The 19,450-nt window shown below is 70.4% G+C and carries 10 protein-coding genes; 8 read left to right on the top strand and 2 right to left on the bottom strand.

Annotated features, from left to right (window positions below; translation table 11 throughout):
* The first annotated feature begins 48 nt into the window (after positions 1–48).
* The 7 genes from SALPAC3_RS0111250 to SALPAC3_RS0111220 are packed head-to-tail and all read left to right on the top strand — an operon-like array spanning position 49 to position 10,150.
* A complete protein-coding gene (locus SALPAC3_RS0111250; protein ID WP_018221344.1) occupies positions 49–5,562 on the top strand; it encodes a type I polyketide synthase in 5,514 nt (1,837 codons plus the stop codon).
* A 26-nt stretch (positions 5,563–5,588) separates the two neighbouring features.
* Positions 5,589–5,774: a hypothetical protein gene (locus SALPAC3_RS0111245; protein WP_018221343.1), complete on the top strand. Its 186-nt coding sequence runs from the start codon at positions 5,589–5,591 to the stop codon at positions 5,772–5,774.
* On the top strand, positions 5,771–6,697 hold the full coding sequence (locus tag SALPAC3_RS0111240) for an LLM class flavin-dependent oxidoreductase (RefSeq protein ID WP_018221342.1): 927 nt from the start codon (positions 5,771–5,773) through the stop codon (positions 6,695–6,697). Before SALPAC3_RS0111245 ends, SALPAC3_RS0111240 begins: the two co-directional genes overlap by 4 nt.
* Before the next feature lie 10 nt (positions 6,698–6,707).
* Entirely contained in the window at positions 6,708–7,568 is an 861-nt protein-coding gene (locus SALPAC3_RS25655; RefSeq protein WP_232430492.1) for a thioesterase II family protein, read from the top strand.
* Positions 7,534–8,496 carry an ABC transporter ATP-binding protein gene (locus SALPAC3_RS0111230; protein ID WP_018221340.1) on the top strand — a complete coding sequence of 321 codons (963 nt, stop codon included), beginning with the start codon at positions 7,534–7,536 and terminating at the stop codon, positions 8,494–8,496. The genes SALPAC3_RS25655 and SALPAC3_RS0111230 overlap by 35 nt, the downstream gene beginning before the upstream one ends.
* Positions 8,493–9,332 (top strand): ABC transporter permease, encoded by an 840-nt coding sequence (locus tag SALPAC3_RS0111225; protein ID WP_018221339.1) that lies wholly within the window; start codon positions 8,493–8,495, stop codon positions 9,330–9,332. Before SALPAC3_RS0111230 ends, SALPAC3_RS0111225 begins: the two co-directional genes overlap by 4 nt.
* Positions 9,332–10,150: an ABC transporter permease gene (locus SALPAC3_RS0111220; protein ID WP_018221338.1), complete on the top strand. Its 819-nt coding sequence runs from the start codon at positions 9,332–9,334 to the stop codon at positions 10,148–10,150. The genes SALPAC3_RS0111225 and SALPAC3_RS0111220 overlap by 1 nt, the downstream gene beginning before the upstream one ends.
* 52 nt (positions 10,151–10,202) lie before the next feature.
* Here the strand turns inward: SALPAC3_RS0111220 and SALPAC3_RS0111215 are convergent, their stop codons facing one another.
* Both SALPAC3_RS0111215 and SALPAC3_RS0111210 read right to left on the bottom strand, forming a co-directional pair.
* Positions 10,203–15,260 (bottom strand): non-ribosomal peptide synthetase, encoded by a 5,058-nt coding sequence (locus SALPAC3_RS0111215; protein ID WP_018221337.1) that lies wholly within the window; start codon positions 15,258–15,260, stop codon positions 10,203–10,205.
* On the bottom strand, positions 15,257–16,552 hold the full coding sequence (locus SALPAC3_RS0111210) for a condensation domain-containing protein (protein WP_232430491.1): 1,296 nt from the start codon (positions 16,550–16,552) through the stop codon (positions 15,257–15,259). Before SALPAC3_RS0111210 ends, SALPAC3_RS0111215 begins: the two co-directional genes overlap by 4 nt.
* 294 nt (positions 16,553–16,846) lie before the next feature.
* On the opposite strand from SALPAC3_RS0111210, the gene SALPAC3_RS0111205 reads away from it, so the two are divergent.
* A complete protein-coding gene (locus SALPAC3_RS0111205; protein WP_018221335.1) occupies positions 16,847–19,117 on the top strand; it encodes a lantibiotic dehydratase in 2,271 nt (756 codons plus the stop codon).
* The last annotated feature ends 333 nt before the right edge of the window (positions 19,118–19,450 follow it).

The following is a 19,450-nucleotide window of genomic DNA, read 5'->3' as shown; positions in this document are numbered from 1 at the left end:
GCACTAGCGTCGGTGCCGATCGTCCGTCGCCGAACTCCAGGGGGCACCATGACTGACGAGCTCCGCGACGACCACATTGCGATCGTCGGCATGTCGTGTCGCTTTCCCGGTGCCGCGAACATCGACGACTACTGGCGAAACCTCGCTGCAGGCGTCGGGTCCATCCGGCCCCTCAGCGACGAGGATCTGCTCAGCTCTGGTGTCGCGCCCGAGGTCTTCAATGACCCTTGCTACGTGCGGCACGCTGCCCTGATCGACGACATGGAGGGATTCGACGCCCGCTTTTTCGGCTACACGCCCCGCGAGGCAGAGGTACGTGACCCACAGGGCCGGATGTTTCTCGAGGCCTGCTACGCGGCCATCGAGGACAGCGGGCACGACCTGGCGAGGATCGACGGGCTCGTCGGCGTCTTCGGTGGCATGTCCAGCAACATGTACGGCGAGCGGTACGTGGGCCGCAACCGGGCCGCCAGGGCAGCGGTCGGCGAGATGGCCATCGAGGTCAGCAATAGCCCCGACTACCTGACCACCACCGTGTCGTACCGGTTGGGCCTGCGTGGTCCGAGCGTGAACGTACAGACCGCGTGTTCCACCGCCCTGGTCGCGGTACACCTGGCCAGCCAGGCGTTGCGTAACGGCGAGTGTGACTACGCCCTCGCCGGAGGGGTCGAGGTGGAGCTGCCGTACCGGGTCGGCTACCGCTGGGTCGAGGGCGGCATCTACACCCGGGACGGCCAGATCCGTGCCTTCGACGCTGCCGCCTCCGGGACGTTGTTCGGTACCGGCGTGGGCGTGGTGGTGCTCAAACGTCTGGGCGACGCACGGCTCGACGGGGACCACATCTATGCCGTCATCCGCGGCTCGGCGGTCAACAACGACGGCGGCGACCGGGCTGGATTTACCGCGCCCGGAGTGGAGGGCCAGGCGCAGCTCATCACCGAGGCATTGGCCGTCGCCGAGGTGCATCCCGACACGATCGGCTACGTCGAGGCGCACGCGACCGGCACCCTGGTTGGTGATCCGATTGAGGTCGCCGGGCTGACCCGGGCGTTCCGCGCCGCGGGCTCGACCGGACGGCAGCTCTGCCCAGTTGGTTCGGTGAAGCCGAACATTGGGCACCTCGGCCCCGCCGCCGGGATGGCCAGCCTGATCAAGGTCTGCCTGGCGATGCGCGAACAGGCGATCCCGCCGAACATCAGCTTCAAGAGCCCCAACCCGAGCCTGCGGCTGGAGGAAAGTCCCTTCTACGTCCCCACCGAGTTGGTCGCCTGGCCTGGGGGCGACCGGCCGCGGCGCGCGGGAATCAGCTCCTTCGGTATCGGCGGCACGAACGCCCACGTGATCCTGGAGGAGACACCGGCGCCGCCCGCCGCGCCCTCGGATGGCCGGCGCTGGCGGGTCCTGCCCCTGTCGACGAAGACCGCAACCGCGCTGGACACCGCGGGACGTCGGCTCGCCGACCACCTGGCCGAGCGCCCCGATCTCGAAATCGCTGACGTCGCGTACACCCTGCAGGTCGGTCGCGCGGCGTTCGCGCACCGACGCGCCATCCTGGCGACATCGACTGCCGAGGCCGTCGTCGCGCTGCGCTCGCCGCATGGGTCGAGCGTTGTGCGCGCCACGGCGTCGGCCCAGCCGCGGCGGACCGTGCTGATGTTTCCCGGCCAGGGCTCGCAGCACGCCGGGATGGGCGCTGACCTCTATCTCACGGAGCCGGTGTTCCGTGACGCCATCGACCGCTGCGCCGAGCTGCTGCTCACACATCTCGATGTCGACCTGCGGGAGGTCCTCTACCCCGCGAGCGGGGTGGACGTCGCCGCCGAGGCCCAGATCCGGCAGACGCGCTACGCCCAGCCGGCCCTGTTCGCCGTGTCATACGCCATGGCCGAACTGCTCACCGCGCACGGGGTCATGGCGGCGGCCGCGATCGGGCACTCCGTCGGCGAATTCGTCGCGGCCCACCTCGCCGGTGTCTTCACCCTGGCTGACGCGCTGGCCGTCGTCGCCGCACGAGGGCGCATGATGCAGGCGATGGCCCCCGGTGAGATGCTCGCTGCCGCCGCGCCCGAGGCGACGGTCCGCTCGCTGCTCCCCGACGGCACGGAGGTGGCAGCGGTCAACAGCCCGGTGCTGACCGTGCTGACCGGTGCCCCGGAGCATATCGAGCAGGCACGCGCCAGCCTCACCGCTCGTGGCGTGGCCACCACGGACGTCCGTACCTCGCACGCCTTCCACTCGGCGTTGATGGAACCGTGCCTCGCGGAGTTCCGCGAGGTGGTGGCAGGCGTGTCGAGGAACCGGCCGGCCACGCCGTTCGTCTCCAACCTCAGCGGCACGTGGATCACCGACGAGCAGGCGATGGACCCCGCCTATTGGTCGGAGCACCTGCGCGGCACTGTCCGCTTCGCGGACGGGCTCGTCGCGGTGACCCCGAGCGCCGACGACGTGGTGCTGGTCGAGGCTGGTCCCGGCGACGCGCTGTCGAAGCTTGCCCGGCAGTGTGTGGCCCACCGTGGGGTGCCGATCGTGTCCACCATGCGGCATCCGGCCCGCGCGGTGACCGACGACCAGGCGTTCATCGAGGGGCTCGCCGCGGTATGGGTCGCCGGTGGACCCGTCGCCTGGGAGCCGTCGCACTCGGCTGGACGTCGGCGTGTGCCGCTGCCCGCGTACCCGTTCGAGCGGCGCCGCTTCTTCGTCGAACCGGACCCTGGGTACACCGACAGTGACGCCGTGCGGGAGCAACCCGCGGAGGTGCCGTTGCCGGCCGAGCGGTGTGCGTTCGCGCCGGTGTGGCGGGAGGAGCCGCCGGTACGCGAGGGCCGCGCCGACACCGCCACCCACTGGCTGGTGATGGGCGGAAAGCATCCGGTGGTCGACGAACTCGTCGCGGCGCTCGCCGCGGACGGGGCGTTGGTGACCCGGGGCGCCGCCGGCACCGGATTCGGTCAGCACGGCGAGGGTCGGTACACCCTTCGCGCAGCCGACACCCACGACCTCGACCGTCTCCTCGACGCGGCCGAGGCGCGAGGACCGGTCACCGACGTGATACACGCCTTCCAGGTCACCGCACCGTCGGACGAGCCGCTGGGGCCCGAGGCGGTCGGAGTTGGCGTCCAGGACGGATTCTTCAGCCTGCTTCATCTCGGGCAGCAGTTGTCACGCCGCAACGGACCACCGCCACGACTGACCGTGCTCAGCAGCAACCTCCAGGAGGTAACAGGCGACGAGCGGATCGAGCCGGCAAAGGCGCTGCTCCTCGGGCCGGTGAAGGTGCTGCAACGGGAGTTGGCCGGTGCCGTCTGCCGCAGCGTGGATATCGTGCTGCCGACGACCCTGCCCATCCCGGCGGTTGTCCGCAACCTTGTCAGTGAGCTGGTGACCCACAACGCACCGCAACAGGTGGCCTGGCGGGGACGCCGGCGATGGGTGCTCGACTACCGCACCGCACCGTTGGACCCGGTCGACGAGCCGGCGCATCCGCAGGGGCCCGGCCTGCGCTTCGGTGGGACGTACCTCATCACCGGTGGTCTGGGCGGCATCGGCCTCGCGGTGGCCGCGGACCTGGCCCGCACAGTCCGCGCGAACCTCGTGCTGGTCGGTCGCACGCCACTGCCGCCCCGCGCCGAATGGGCGGTGCTGCTGGCCGACCCGGCAACCGACGCGACGCTGCGCGCCAAGCTGGACCGGCTGCGGGAGGTCGAGGAGGCGGGTGGCACGGTCCTCACGCTCGCCGCCGATGTCGGCGACCCGACGGCGGTGGCGAACATGGTGGCACGGGCCCGTGACCGGTTCGGCCGGATCGACGGGATCTTTCACTCCGCCGGGGTCGCCGGCGGGGGAATGATCGCCGTCCGGGAGGACGCCGAGGCACGTGACGTCCTTACCGCCAAGGTGGACGGGACGCTGAATCTGTTCCATGCGGTGGGCGAGGATGTTGACTTCCTCGTCCTGTTCTCCTCGATCGTAGCGGTGACTGGAGACTTCGGTCTGGTCGACTACTGCGCGGCCAACAACTTTCTCGACTCCTTCGCTCGGTGGGCCGCACAGCGCGGCACCCCGGTGATCTCGATCGGCTGGGGCGGCTGGAGCGAGTTCGGCATGGCGGCGGATACGGACACCGCAGCCCCTGCCGCGTTCCGGCAACTTCAGGTGGGCTTCCGATCCGAACCGGCGCGCCATCCCCTGCTGGACCGGCGTGTCCACGAGCCGGGCAGCGACGTGGTCTTCACAACGCGGCTGGAGCCAGGCGGCCACTGGATCAACGCCGAGCATCGGCTCGGCGGCGTGGAACTCGTCGTGGGCACGGCCCTGGTGGAGATGGTTCAGGGTGCCTATCTGGAGGCAGTAGCCGACAACAACCTCCCAGGCGAACTCACCGACGTCGTCTTCCTCGGCCCGGTCGGCGTAACCGCACCAATGGACATCCGAACCGTGCTGCGACCCGACGACGCCGGCTGGACGGCCACCGTGTTCAGCGCCCCGCCCGGAGGGCGGACGCCAACCTGGACCGAGCGGATGCGCTGCCGGATCCGGGCGATTGATCGAGAGCCGGCACCGAAGCATGACCTCGCGGCTATTAGACAGCGGTGCAGTCGCTACGACGTCAGCGAGGCGGAGCTGTCCGCGCCCGACCGTCTGGTCAGTTTCGGGCCCAGATGGTCCAGTCTGAAGAGCACTTCGGTCGGAGTGGGAGAGGAGCTGTCCCGTCTGGACATCGACGAGCGATTCATCGCCGAGTGCGGCCGGTACCACCATCATCCGGCACTGCTGGACCAGGCGCTCAACGATACCCAGTACGCCCCGAACATTCTCGCCCGCGGTGATACCTACCTACCGTTCGGCTACAGCGGGTTGCGGATGCACGAGCCGCTGCCGCCGTCGTTCTGGGCGCTGGTCGCCCACCATGACGGCCAGGAGGGCGAAGTCACCACCATGTCAGTCCTGCTCATGCACGACGACGGTCAGGAGATCGGCCGGATCAGCGGGTACGCGATGCGCCGGGTCGACCCGGCGGCGATGCGGGCGTCGCTCGCCGGTCCCGCCGCTCCCGAGGTCGGCGACCTGCCCGGTGAGTCCCCGCGTCTTACCACCGGCATCACCGAACAGCTTGGCATCGAGGTGCTGCGCCGGATCGTACGCTGGCAGCCGGAGCCACACCTGGTCGTGTGCCCCGAGGACCTGCACCGGAACCTGCACCGGGTCGAGTCGCTCACCGTCGACCTGGTCGAGCAGGGACTCGACGCCGCGTTCCTGAGCGACTCCGTGATCGGCGAGAGACTCTCCAACGTTCCATACGTCCCGCCCGAGGACGACCTACAACGGACGCTGGCGTCGTTCTGGAGCGGGGTTCTCGGGCTCAGCGAAATCGGCGTAGACGACGACTTCTTCGAGCTTGGCGGCAATTCGCTGGTAGCGGTCCAACTGGCCGCGCGGATGCGGGACCAGTTCGGCGTCGATGTGTCGATCGCCAGTCTCTTCGACCACCCCACGATCCGGTCGATCGCCACCCACTTGGACACCGAGTACCGGCTCGGTGTCCGGTCCCAGCTCGCGTGCTGATGGAAGAGAACCGCGCCCCACGAGAAATGAACTATCAGATGGTGCGAAACGGGCAGGATCGGTGTTCGAGCGGGCCGCAGGAGCGTCCCCTGCCGCCCGGCTGGTGGCCGGCGGGCTTCGCCGGCGCCAAGGTGCACGGCCTGTCCTTCGTCGATGACCACTGGACCGACCTGTGGCCACGTGACCTGCGCACCTGGTTGGCCGAAGCATGACCGGCGTGGCGCGCGCCCTGATGATCGCTTCACATCAGGACGAGCTTCGCCAGTTACCCGCTCGCATCCGCCTCGCCGAACGGCTCGGCGTCGATGAGATCTGGACCGACCAGCTACCGGACCAGCGGGATGCGACGGTCGTCGCGGCGAGTCTCCTGTCCGCCACCCGTCGGGCCCGGGTCGGCACCGCGATCCTGCCCATCCGGCTGCGGCACCCGGTCGCGATGGCGCAGGCCGCAGGCACCCTCGCAGAGCTGTCCGGCGGCCGATTCATCCTTGGCATCGGCGCAGGACATCGCATCCTCACCGAGTTCGTGCTCGGTGAGCGGGACCTGTCGCCGGTGGGTGCCGTGCGTGACTACCTCACGATCGTGCGCGGCCTGCTCGACAAGGGTACGGTCGTCCACGAGGGCCGCTACTTCACCGCGCGTGCCGAGTACCGGCCACCGCGTCTAACGGTGCCGGTCTACCTCGCGGCGCTCGGGCCGCAGATGATCCGCCTGGCGGCGGCGTACGCCGACGGCATCGTTGTCTACCTGTGCACCCCCGACATCGTCCGGAGCACCCTTGTCCCGCTGCTCAGAAATGCCTGTGCGGCGGTGGGCAGAGATCCGGACGAGGTGCCGATTATGGCGGTGGTCCCGGCATACAGCGGCCCCGAGACCGCAGATCGGCTCGCCCGCCTACAGGTGAGCATCAATGGCTACCGGCTGCTGCCGGCGTACCGGAAGGTCCTGGAGCACATCGACGGTAGTGGCACGGGTCGGGACCTCGCCGAGCGAATTGCCCTGGTCGGCAGTGTCGAGCAGGTACGGCAAGGGCTTGACCGCTACCGTGCGGCCGGCTGTGTCCCGGTCCCGTCGCCGATGGCGGGAACTGACGAGGATTTCGCCCGCACGGTCGAGGCGCTCTATGGCCGCTGAGGTGTCCGGCGTGGCCAGCAGCTGGATCCGCTTCGCCCGCCGGGTCCCAAGGGTGCGGATCCGGCTGTTGTGCTTTGCCCACGCCGGTGGCGGCGCGTCGATCTATCGCAGGTGGCCCGCGCAGCTCGCCCGGCATGGCATCGAGACCTGGCCGGTGCAGATACCCGGGCGTGAGGAGCGTGCCGGCGAGCCACCGATCGCTAGCCTGAACGTCCTGACGGATGCCCTGCACGGCGCGCTCGGCGACCACCTGGACTCGGCACCGTACGCCCTGTTCGGGCACAGTGCCGGCGCGGCAGTCGCGTATGCGCTCGCGCTGGCGGCACGCCAGCGTGAATGTCCGCCGCCACGGTGGCTGGTGGTGTCGGCGTGCCGCCCACCGACCCATCCCGACCCCGACTCACCCATGCACGGGTGGGAACGCTCGCGCCTGGTTCCGAAGCTGATGCGGTACGGCGGGATGCCCGCCGATATCGCCGGCAACGACGAGCTTTTCGACCTCATCCTACCTGCCGTGCGCGCCGACTTCGCACTGTTCGAGAACGCGCGATGGCCCACCGGTCAGCTGCTCGACTGTCCGGTGACCGCGGTCGGCGGAGTGTCCGACCGAATGGTGCCCGCCGGACTGCTGCCCGCCTGGGGCGCGGTGACCCGTGGCCACTTCGAGGTCCAACTGCTGCCCGGCGGGCACTTCCGCCCTCCGCTGGCCGAACGGAAGCTCATGGAGGTGCTTGTCGATGGCCTTGTCAAGAATGCCGCAGCTCGCCCCGGCCCGCGAGGGCCGGGATCAGTGGCCGGAGCGATCTCACCCGAAGACGGACCTGTCGGCGGTCGAGTTGGCGCAGCTCACAAAGATTTACCCGGGCCGTAAGGACGAGAACGGCGCGCCGATCGCGGCGGTCGACGACGTCAGCCTGCGGGTCGGGGCGGGCGAGATCTTCGGGCTACTCGGACCCAACGGCGCCGGCAAGTCCACCACGATCCGGATGATCGCCAGCCTATTGGAGCCGACCAGCGGCACGGTACGCGTCGACGGCTTCGACGTCCGGACTGATCAGATCGAGGTACGTCGACGACTGGGTGTCGTGCTCGGCGGCGAGCGCAGCGTCTACTGGAAGCTGACCGCACGGCAAAACCTCGAGTACTTCGCCGCCCTGCACGGCGCGTCGCGGCGGCGCTCGCGGACACGCATCGACGAGGTGCTGGAGCAGATGGACCTGCTAGCCCGCGCGGATGACTATGTGGAGTCGTACTCGACCGGCATGCGGCAGCGACTCGTGATCGCGCGGGCCCTGCTCGGGCGGCCCACAGTTCTGTTGCTCGACGAGCCGACGACCGGGCTGGACCCGCACGCCGCCACCGCAGTGCACGAACACATCCGGCAGCTGAAGGCATCCGGTCATACGATCATCCTCACCACGCACTACATGGAGGAAGCCGACGCGCTCTCCGACCGGCTGGGCATCATCGACGGCGGACGGCTGATCGCGGAAGGCACCTCGGTGCGGCTCAAGTCCGAGGTCGGGATCGCGCAGGTGCTGCACGCGCGACTTCGGTTGCGCCATGCCGAACGCCTCGATGCGCTGCTCGCCGACCTCGGGGCCAAGGCCGAGGTCGAGTCCATCGCCGCCGACGACGGACTCGACCTGACGGTGCGGAGCAAACTCGGCGACGACCTCGTGCCCTGGCTGATCGTGACCGCCGGCCACCATGACGCGGCGGTGCTGCGGGTGGAAAGTGAGCCGGTCAGCCTCAAGGATGTCTTCCTCACCCTGACCGGCAAGGAGCTGCGCGAATGAGCCGGGTGGCCCATGAGGCGGTGGCGTTCGGGGCCGTGGTCCGCAAGGAATGGCTGGTGCTCTGGCGCTACCCGGTGAATCTCGTCGTCACGCTCGGTATGGCGGTCCTGCTGCCAGCGGCGTACGTGGCCCAGGCGTACGGCTTCGCCGGAGACAGCCAACAGGCCGTCGACGCGTTCACCCAACGGTCGGGCACGCCAGAGCTGGCTGGGTTCATCTATCTGGGCTGGGCCGTCTTCATGTGGATCTCGATGATGCTCTGGGGGCCGGGGATGATGCTGCGCGAGCAGCAGATGCAGGGTTCACTCGAGGCGGTCTTCCTCACCCCGGTGTCCCGGTTCGCCCTGCTATTCGGTCCGGCGGCGGCCCACATGGCGCCGGCGGTGATGGTCTTCGCTGTCGTCGGGCTGATGCTGCGGTTCGTGTTCGGTGTCCCGATCAGCTGGGGCAACCTGGTCGGTGGGCTGCTGGTGGTCGCCGCCTCCGTGCCCGTGCTCTTCGCGCTCGGCGCGATCTTCGCTGTTTCCGTGCTTCGCTTCCGTGACGCCGAGGGCATTTCCGGCGCGGTGCAGGGCCTGGTGACGGTGCTGTGTGGGATCACTTATCCGATTGCCGTGCTGCCCGGCTGGCTACAGCCGATCAGCGAGGCGTTGCCGCCGACCCAGGTTCTTGTTGCCCTCCGTGCGGCGGTGCTCCAACCGGTCGGACCCGAGGGCACCCTGCGCCGGGTCCTCGTTCTGCTCCTAGCCGGTGTCGTCGTTGGCGCCGCCGCGATCCTCCTCCTCGGGCGCTCGCTACGCAGCGCGCAGCAGACCGGAAGATTGGGCCAGTATTGATGTCCGCCGTTTCCGCGATAATCCTGCGCGACCTGCGGATCGCGCGTCGCTATCCACTGAGCGTGATCAACCTAGTCCTGCTCACTCCGCTGTATCAGATGGCGATCCCGACGCTGCTGCTCGGTACCGCTTTCCTCGTCCAGGGCAACGCGGTGGGGCTGGGCCAGTTCGTCGGGACCACCGATTTGGCCGGATGGCTCGGCCTCGGCGTCCTTGTCGCCTCGCTCATTGTCGGCGTGATGTGGACGGTCGCCGGTGACCTGATGTCCGACCGGATGACCGGGGTATTGGAGCACTCCTGGGCGACCCCGGCTCGGCGCGAGTCTTTCGTCCTCGGCGCGGCCGGCACTAGCTTCATCTTTACGCTGGCGGCTAGCGGTTTGTTGATCCTTTTCGGGGTGCTGGTGCTCGATGCTCGGTATGCGCCGAGTGGCCTGCTGCTCGCCGCGCCCGTACTCGGGGTGACCCTGGTCGGGATCATCGGCTTCGGTCATCTCGCCGCCGCCGGTATCCTGTCGCTGCGCAAGTCCAGTGCCCTGTTGGACACCGCCGGCTACCTGCTCTCCGCCCTGTCCGGTGTGTCCTTTCCGCTGGCTGTCCTCCCGACGCCGTTGCGCGAGATCACCTACCTGTTGCCGACGGCGTGGGGGCTGGACGTGATGCGTCACCTCACGCTCGGCACCGAGACGATGCTCCCGCTGCCGCAAGCCTGCGTCGCGCTGGTGGTCACCTCGGTCGGGGTGTTCACCCTCGGCCGGATGCTGTTCCTCCGGGCCGAGCGGGCGCTGCGGACCGCGGGCACCCTGGCTCAGTTCTGACCGGCCTTCGGTCACGTCGGCGCTGGTACCGGCGTGACCGCGGCTCATCGGGCTAACGGCCGGCTCGGCGAGGTAGCCGGGGGAGGACCGTGAGCGCCTCGCGGGCGGCAAGGCGGCGATCCCGTTCGGCGCCCGGGTCGTGCCGGGATCGGGATCTGCCCCGAGCGATCGCGGGCCGTTCGGGATCGTCGTGGCCGCCGGCGGCGGCGAGGCGGCGCGCCAGCGCCCGCACATTGGGGTACTCGTAGAGCGCGAGCAGTGCTACGCCCGGGTCGATCTGCCGGCGGATGGCCGCGTGCAAGGCGATGACCTGGAGTGAGTTCGCGCCAAGATCGAAGAAGTTGTCGGTGGGACCGATCCGGTTGATGCCGAGGACCGCGGCGCAGACGTTCGCCAGCTGCCGCTCCGCCGGTGACAGCGGCTGTGCCGGGGACGCCTCGGTGACGCCGGCATCGGGCCGTTCGGGTATGGAACGAACGAGCGCGGCCCGGTCGACCTTGCCGTTCGGGCCCAGCGGAAGGCTGCCCACGACGATGACGTGCGCCGGCACGGCGGCCCGGGGCAGCTCCTGTCCCACGAGTTCCCGGATCTGGGTGGGCAGCAGGACGCTACCTGGCCGTGGCACGACGAAGGTGACCAACTCGGTGGTGAGGGGACCGTCACGGGTGACCGTGACCACCGCAGAAATCCGCTCGTCACCGCGTACCACCCGGTCGATCTCGGCGGGGGAGACTCGGTGCCCTCGTATCTTGACCAGGTCACCGGAGCGGCCCAGCCACTCGACGGATCCGTCGGTGCGGTACCTGCCGCGGTCACCGGTGTGAAAGCGCTGGACACCGGGGACGTCATCGGCGCCGAACCGGGCCCGCTCGGCGGTGTCGCCGAGATAGCCGGAGAGCAGGTGTCGGCTCCGGACGACGATGTCGCCCGGTTCACCGACGCCGCACGGCACACCCTGGTCGTCCACGACGAGAAGCTGTGTGCCCGGCAGGCCGCGCCCGATCGACACCGGCTGCGGCGGGTCGAGGACGGCGTACGAGGCCAGCTGCGGTGTCTCGGTGGTGCCGTATCCGTTGACCACCGTGGCGTGCGGCGCGGCCCGGCGCAGTTCCGCCACCAGGGCCGGAGGGACCTCGTCACCGGCCAGGCAGACCAGCCGTAGCGCGGGCAGACCGCCCGGTGGCAGGGCATCGAGGATGAGCCGAGCCAGCAGCGGCGTGAGGTGGACGACCGTGATCGCCTCGCGCCCCAGCCAGTCCGCGAGCAGGTTCGGTGCGAGGTGGGTTCGCTCGTCGGGCACGTGCAGGGCGCCGCCGGTCCACAACGGTGCCAGTAGGTCCCGAAAGACCGGATCGTGCCCGAGGCCGGACAGCAGGGCGAAGCGGTCGTCGGGTCCGAGCGCGAACCGGTCGGCATACCAGCCGAGAAACGTCCACACCGGATCGAGGCGACCGGAGACGGCGATTGGGGTGCCAGTGGTGCCGGAGGTGAAGGCGACGTAGTCGGCCGCATTGAGCACCTCGTCGTGGCCGGTGTGTCCGGTCTGCCCCTTCAGCGTGGCCGCCACCCGTCCGTCCGGGCCGACGTCGACCACGGGGCCGGTCCAGTTCAGCGTCGCGGGCACCGTGTCGGCTGCCGGCCCCGCCGGTACCACAAGGCACCGCACCGCCGAACGGACCAGTTGTTCGCGCTGGCGACGAGTCGGGTGGCGCGGGTCGAGCACGACAAGTCGCCCGCCGGCACGCAGCACCGCCAGCACGCTGACGACGAAGTCGGCGGTGCGGCGACCATGCACCGCGACGGTGCGGCCCGGCGCGACGCCAGCGTGGCGTAGTGCGCCGGCCGCATCCCGGACCCGCCGGTCGACGGTATGCCAGTCGCAGTCGACGGCTGGGTCGCGCAACGCCGTCCTGCCGGCGTGCCGACGCAGCATCGTGGCGATCCGGCGGGCCGGCCGCACGTGCTTCCGGGCGGTTAGCGGGTCAGCGGGATCCGGCAATCGCCCGGTAGGGAACCGGTGCTGCCGAACAGGGCGGGCCGGTGCGGACGACGCCGCCGTGAGCAGCGTGTGGTACTGATCCAGCAGCTCGACGGCGCCGGCCGCGTCATGACGGCCGCCGTGTACGAGCTCAACGGTGATGCCGTCGACATGCTCGGTGACGTAGACGTTCACCTCGAACAGCGCACCCGGCGCCGGGGGGACGCGCAGCGCCGTCCGCAGGCCGTCCATGCGGGGCGGCTCGTCCGGCGGACCGAAATGGTTGAACCACACTCGGAAGGGCGGCCCGGCGCCCTCGGCAGGCCTGGCCGAGTGGGCGAACGGACCGGTCCGCCGGGTTGTGGCGGTCCCGATCTCCCGGTGTGCGCGGGTGGCCAGCTCGGTCAGGCCCGGCATGCCCGTGGTGTCGATCCGGGTAACCAACGTGTCGATGAAGAAACCGATCAGTCCGAGGGCGGCCGGATGGTCCCGCCGGCTGACCGGGAAGCCGATGCGCGGCGCCGGATCACCGCTCCAGCGCGCGACCAGTTCGGCCATCGCGGCGAGCATCGTGGCGAAAACGGTGGTGCCAGCATCCCGCGCGACCCGGCGGAGCGCTCGTGTCTGCCCGGCGTCGAGACGCACCTGGTGCCGGAGGGTGCGATCATGTCCCGTCGGCGACTGCGACGCCGGCCAAAGCAGCGGTGGGGCGGCGGTACTCCCCAGGTGGCTGCGCCAGTAGTCGGCGTTGTTCGCGGCCTCCGAAGGGGAGATCCGGCGCCAGTGGACGAGGTCGCCGTACGTGGTGTCGGGCGCCTCGCGCACCACCGGCTCCCCGTGTATCGCACGGTCGTAAGCCGCGCCCAGTTCTTCGAGCATGACCCGGATCGAGGCGCCGTCAGTGGCGATGTGGTGCACCGCGAGTACGAGTCGGTGGCGCCCTTCCCGCTCGGTCAGCAGTAGGCAGCGTACCGGTGGCTCACGGTCGAGCCGGAAGGGACGGCGCAGGCAGTCGTCGACGATCTGGTCGCCGTCGTCAGGTCCGGCCACCACCCGTACGGGCAGCGCCACCGGCGCCGGCGCGAGTACGGCCAGCGTCGGCTCGCCGCCCTCCAGCCGGATCACCGACCGCAGCGGCTCGTGCCGCGTCACGACAGCGGTGATGGCCGCACCCAACGCGGTGACGTCGAGGTGACCCTCCAGCAGGATCTCCGTCGGCACCGTGTAGGTCGGATCGTCCGGGTAGAGCACGCTGTGGAGCCAGAGTGTGCGCTGGCCGTCACTGAGTGGGTGCCGGTCCGCGTCGGGGCGGCGCGGAACGGACCAACCGGACCTTTTGCCCTGTGCCAGCGCGTGCGCCAGCCCTGCCGGTGTGGGGTCGCGGTGCACAGCTGCGATGTCGAGTGGGGCGCCGGCGATAGCGCCGAGTCGTACCGCGAGCCGCGCCAACGCCACCGAGTCACCTCCGGAGGCGAAGAAGTTGTCGCCGAGGGTGGCGGGTGCCCGGCCGAGCACCGCCCGCCACTGCGTGACGACGGTCCTGGCCACCGGGTCGTCGTCGACGATGCCTGCAGTTGGCGCGGCGCTCGCGTCAGAGTCCGCGGCTGCCAGTTCGGCCAGGGCCGGCCGGTCCACCTTGCCGTTGGGATTCAGCGGCAGCGCCTGGTGCCGCAGTAGCCGGGCCGGGACCGCCTCCGGGGGGAGGCGTTCCCGCGCGTAGGCCCACACCTCGTCGTCAGCGAGCGTCTCGTCCTTGACGACAAGGTGCCCGTACAGGACGGTTCCCACCTCGGTGGTGATGACGGTGGCGCAGGCGAGCGCCACTTCGGGGTGAGCGGCGAGGACCGCCGCCACCTCGTCGAGGTTGATCCGGGTGCCGCGCACCTTCTGTTGGTCGTCGATCCTGCCCAAGTAGTGCAGGGAGCCGTCCTCGTCCCGCCGGACGAGATCGCCGGTGCGCAGGGCACGTTGGCCGTACCGGTGCGGATGGGGTACGAACCGTTCCGCGGTCTGCGCGGGGCTGCGTAGGTAGCCGCGACCGATCCCCTGGCCGGCGAGGTACAACTCGCCGACACCCGTGCGCCGTACGGCACCGGTCGCCGGGTCGGCCACGAACGCCTCCGTGCCCGAATGCGCCACTCCCAGCGGCATCGGCCCGCCAAAGTGCTCGACGGCCGGCGGACCGTGGTGGATCAGGTTGTCGATGGTCGTCTCGACGAGTCCGTAGGTGTTGATGACGGAGGCGTTGGGAAACGCCGCGCTGACCCGTGAGAAGTCGACCGCCCGCCACGGTTCGCCGCCGACCGCGACCGTCCGCAGACCCGCCAACGCCTGCCCGGTGGCGGCAAGGTACTCCACCAGCAGGAACAGCAGTGACGGGGTGAACTCGGCCATTGCCACGCGGTGGTGCTCGATCAGGCCGGCCAGGCGCGCCGGGGCAAGTCCCGCCTTCGGTGGCGCGATGATCAGCGTTCCTCCGGAGAACAGGCAACGCCCGAGGTCCGAGACGAACACATCGAAGCCGAAGCCGGCGAGTTGCAGATGGGTCATCGGACGGTCGACCAGGTCGTACGCCTCGAGCCACCCGAGGGCGCACCGGGCCAACGCCTCGTGGCTGATCCCTACCGGTTTCGGCTGGTTGGTCGACCCCGAGGTATGCACGACGTACGCCAGCGCCAGCGGGTGCGGCCGGACCGGGGCCATTGCGGGAGACCCATCGGTGCGTGCGTCCGTCCGAAACACCCGGATGCTGCCCGCGTCGAGCACCCGGGCGTCAAGTTCCGGTGCCGCGATCACGATGTCCGGCCGGCCCGACTCGACGAGATACCGCAGCCGCTCGGTCGGGTTGGCCGGATCCAACGGCAGGAAGGCGACGCCCGCGTGCAGCACGGCGAGTACCCAGGCGACCGTGTCGCCCGCCCGGTGAGCGGCGATTCCCACCACCGTCTCCGGGCCCACCCCCTGCTGCTGGAGCCAGCCGGCTCGGGCGGACACCAGGCTGGCCAGGGCCGCGTAGCTGTATGTGCCATCCGGGCCCGTCACGGCGGTGGCCTCCGGCCAGCGCGCCGCACGGACGGCGAACTCCTCCGCGAAGGGACGAACGTCGTCCCATCCGGTTGTCGAGGAGCTCATAGGCGGGCGGCGCCGACCGCGGCCGGACGCACGGCGGCAGTGGCGACCATGGCTCGCCACTGCGTCATCGAGGATCGCCGCCAATCCAGGTCGGCGAGGGCCACGAGCGCGTCGTGCCAGCGATTCAGCAGGGTCTGCGCCATGCCGGCGCGGGACCGGGTGCAGATCGCACCGAGCCTGACCAGCGGCCGCGAGCCGTCCGCTCGTGGTGGTGGCGTCTCCAGGAGGAACAGGTCGATGTCGGCCCCGGTTGGGCATACCGAGACCGCCGACCGCTGTCCGGAGACCGGACCGCGTTGCGCGGTGGTCTGCGCGCCGCCGCTGAGCTGGCTGGGCAGGTAGAGCAGGGAGACCGACACCCCGCCATCCGGGACCGGCTGGCCCGCGTCCCGCAGCCGGTCAAGCGGCAGCCACTGGTCGCCGAGCACGTCGAAGATCTCACTGCGCAGGGCACGCAGGTAGTCATCGACCTGGCCGCGCGGTGCCGGCAGCACCACGGCCACGTCGGTGGAGAGCCACCCCACGACCTGCTGTTCCGCGCCTGGGGTGCGGGCGGCGAAGGTCGAGGTGACCGTGACCGGTCGAGTCGGCTCGCAGGGCAGGGCCGCGACCACGCCGGCCAGTCCGGCGGCGAGCGTCGAGCCGGCGGCCGCGCGGATCCGTTCCCGCAAGCGCAGCACCACCGCGTCAGGCAGGTCGACGGACTGCTCGGTGAGGGCATCGTTGCCCTGGTCGTCGGCATCAGCGGCGGGGGCGTTCCAAGGCAGGCGATCGGTGCTGCCCGCTAGCCGGGCGCGCCGGCGGGCCAGCGCGACCTCGCCCGCGGGGCCCTGCTCCCACCGGGCTCGGTTGCGACGCACCGCCGGGTAGGCGTCATCCGTGGGCGGCCCGACGGGGCGGGTCCCAGCTAACGCGTGTCTGACCAGGTCATCCTGGATGAGGTTGGCCGACCACGCGTCGGCAGCCAGCGGATCGGCGGAGATGACCAGCAGATGCCGACGAGGCTCGGCGGTGAGCAGGAGGGCGCGCAGCAGTGGGGTGGCGCCGACCGCGAACGGCTGCCTGCTCTCCTGTGCCGCCGCGTCGTGCGCGGCCTGCCAACGCCGTGCCGGCGTTGACTCCGACAGCACCCGGTGCACCAGGGGGACCGGCCTGGCTGGCGCGATCTCGTGGTATGGCACCGCGGGTGAGAAGACTCCGCGCAGCGCGGGCCGGGTGGCGACCACCCGGTCGAGGGCCTGTCGGAGTACGTCCACCCGAAGCGGCCCGGTGATATCGACTGCGGTCGTCACGCAGCGCGCGAGGTGACCGGCCTGCCCGGCCACGATCGCCGCGAGACGGGCACGTTGACCGTGGCTGTTCGGCAGGCGCTCAGGTGGTTCGGCCAAGGAGTCCCCCCATCCGGATCCTGCGCAGCGTCCACGCGACCACGCAAGCCCGACGCTAGCCAGCGATGCCGGGACCGCGCAGCCGCCTTGTGATTGTCCATCTGAGACGTCAAGCAGAAGCACGACACACGGTCGGCTTCGCTTGACTCGGATTACCGGACTCGATAAGCCGCGACCGGCGGGCCAGACTGTTCCGGGATGGACGCTGACAACGATCGCTGCCCGCTCGGTGCGGGCGGCTGGCTGCTGTGGCGGCACGTGGTGCTCCGTAGCGCCGGGTTTCCTTTCGCCCGGCTCACTGACGCCCTCGGCGACCCCGTGACGGCCGATCCGGAACCTACCGACGAGGCCTGGCGCGACGCGGTCGCGCGTACCGTCACCCGGGCACTCCCGCTGGCCGCCGATCCCGGGATCAGAATGGCCCTGTGGTGGCAGAACCCGGCGATCGACGAGGTGGTCGTACGCTGGCTTGAGCGGCACGCGGACACCCCTGCCGAGCGTCCGCAGGCCCGCCGCCGGCACGAGACGACGCTGACCAAGTACCTCCAGCGTTACCACGCCAAGAACGACTCCGTCGGATTCTTCGGTCCGGTCAGCTGGGCCACGATCGACCACACGAACGATAGCCCGCCAATCTCCGCGGTGCCCGGTGGCGCGCTGATCCGGCGCCAGCTCGTCCGATTCGAGGACTGGGCGGTGCACGCGCTCGGTGAGGCTTTCGCCGCTGACCCGGAGATTGCCTGGTGGCTGCCGCCCGCGCTGCGACTCGACGTGGGCCGGGTCGGCGGATACCTGACCCGGGCCGGCGAACGACCGTACCGCCTCACGGGCGACGAGCGTCGCGTCGTCGATCTCGTGGACGGATCGCGCGACCCCGACGACATCGCCCGTGCCGCGGGGTTGTCCCCGCGGCGCACCGCCGCGGTTCTCCGCGATCTGGTGGACGCGGGCCTGCTGACTTGGTCGTTCGACGTTCCCCTCGCCCTCGACGCGGAGCAGGCCCTGAGCCGGCAACTGGCCGCGTTGCCGCCGGGACCGGCGACCCGTCAGGCTTGCGAGGCCCTGCGTCGGCTCCGCGCCGCCCGCGACGATGTCGCCGCCTCGACCAGCCCGGTCGGGCTGGCCCCCGCGCTGGCCAGGCTGGACCGCTTGTTCACGGAGGTGACCGGGGCCGCACCGACCCGGTCGCGCAACGTCGCGCCACGCGGCCGTCGCCTGCTGGTCTCCCAGCACGAACGCGACGTACGGGTAACCCTCGGCCGACCGGTGGTCGACGCGCTCGCCGAACCCCTCGCGTTGGTGCTGGCCGCCGCGCGTTGGCTGGCCTGGCGAGCCGCTGAGCACTTCAACGATCTCGCCCGCGCCGGGCACCGGGCGCTGGCGCCGCTGTTCCCCGACGGCCACGTCGCACTCGACGTGCTGTGTCAGCGGCTGATCCCGGCAGTCAGGCCTGAGGTGCTCGCGGACGCCGTCGCGGAAATGCAGGAGCGCTGGGGTCGGGTACTGGCCGTCGACCCGTCGGCCAGCCGGGAACACCGCGCCGCGCGTGACCTCAGCGCGACGGTCGGCGAACTCTTCGCCGCACCGCCCGCCCCCTGGCACAGCGGTCGTCATCACAGCCCGGACGTGATGATCGCCGCCGCGAATCCGGAGGCGGTGGCGGCCGGGGAGTACGAGCTGGTCCTCGGAGAGCTGCACGTCGGTCTGGTGACAGCTGACGATTCGGCGTTCAACACCTTCGCGCCGGACCCGGATCTGGTCCGGCGGGCCTCCGACGCGGCGCTGACCGCAAGCCAGCCGCGCTTCGTGCCGCTGCATCCCCGTACCGGTGACGAGTTGTCCGGCTTCAACTATCCGCCGCCTGAGGCGTTCTCCCCGGCCTACCACTACCTGTCCTTCGGCGAGCGGGTCGGCGAGCGGCCGGTGCCGGCCGGACGCCGGATCAAGGCGGACGCCGTGTCGGTCCACAACGAGGGTGGCGACCTGGTCGCGGTGCTGCCGGACGGTAGTCGGCACAGCCTGACGCACGTGCTTGGCGAGTACGTGTCGTACCTGGTCTCCAGCCAGTTTCGGCTCATGGCGCCGACGCAGCACACCCCCCGGATCACGATTGACCGACTGGTGGTGACCCGGGAGACCTGGCGGGTACCGGTTTCCGCGTTCGCTGCGGCCACCATAGTCGCCGGCACGGACGAAGCGGGCGCGTTCCGGGCGGTTCGCCGCCTCGCGACCGACTGCGGCATCGCACGGCACACGTTCTGGCGGACGACCGATCCGATGAAGCCTATCTATCTCGATCTGTGTAGTCCGTTGCTGGTCGCGCTGCTGCTGCGCGTACTGCGGGGCGCCGAGGGGATGGTGACCTTCACCGAGATGTATCCCGGACCGGACGAGTTGTGGCTCACCGATGCCGACGGCGAGCGCTACACGAGCGAACTCCGGTTGACCGTCGCCGAACCGGCGCGATGAACCTCTCCACCGAACCGCACGGCGGCCATGCCCCGACCCCACCGATGGCGGGCGAGAGGTGATGGGGCAGGGTTCGATGGGAGGCGGAGTCTCTACGCGAGTTGGTGCAGCGTCACCTCTGCTGATCTTGGTTGTTTGGGCTGAAAGGGGGTCTTGTTGCGGATGCAGGCCCAGAGGACGTTGAGGCGTGGTCTGGACAGGGCGGCGGTGGCTTGGCGTTTGGACACCGGCGTCGATGATCTGGTCCGCACGTCGGCGCACCGCGCCAGGTCGTTGCCCTCCAGGATGCGGCCGCCGGCGGCACCGGAGATCCTGCTTGCTGGCCTTGGGCCA

This window comes from Salinispora pacifica DSM 45544 (genome assembly GCF_000378845.1).
Lineage (GTDB): Bacteria > Actinomycetota > Actinomycetes > Mycobacteriales > Micromonosporaceae > Micromonospora > Micromonospora pacifica.
Note: the sequence above shows the minus strand (reverse complement) of the source record. Positions and strands in the feature narration are given on the sequence as shown.

What these genes read in the sequence shown, in the direction of transcription:
- SALPAC3_RS0111225 (WP_018221339.1), top strand. Translation starts at nt 8,493, where the DNA reads ATGAGCCGGGTGGCCCATGAGGCGGTGGCGTTCGGGGCCGTGGTCCGC.
- SALPAC3_RS0111250 (WP_018221344.1), top strand. Translation starts at nt 49, where the DNA reads ATGACTGACGAGCTCCGCGACGACCACATTGCGATCGTCGGCATGTCG.
- SALPAC3_RS0111240 (WP_018221342.1), top strand. Translation starts at nt 5,771, where the DNA reads ATGACCGGCGTGGCGCGCGCCCTGATGATCGCTTCACATCAGGACGAG.
- SALPAC3_RS0111205 (WP_018221335.1), top strand. Translation starts at nt 16,847, where the DNA reads ATGGACGCTGACAACGATCGCTGCCCGCTCGGTGCGGGCGGCTGGCTG.
- SALPAC3_RS0111245 (WP_018221343.1), top strand. Translation starts at nt 5,589, where the DNA reads ATGAACTATCAGATGGTGCGAAACGGGCAGGATCGGTGTTCGAGCGGG.
- SALPAC3_RS0111215 (WP_018221337.1), bottom strand. Translation starts at nt 15,260, where the DNA reads ATGAGCTCCTCGACAACCGGATGGGACGACGTTCGTCCCTTCGCGGAG.
- SALPAC3_RS0111220 (WP_018221338.1), top strand. Translation starts at nt 9,332, where the DNA reads ATGTCCGCCGTTTCCGCGATAATCCTGCGCGACCTGCGGATCGCGCGT.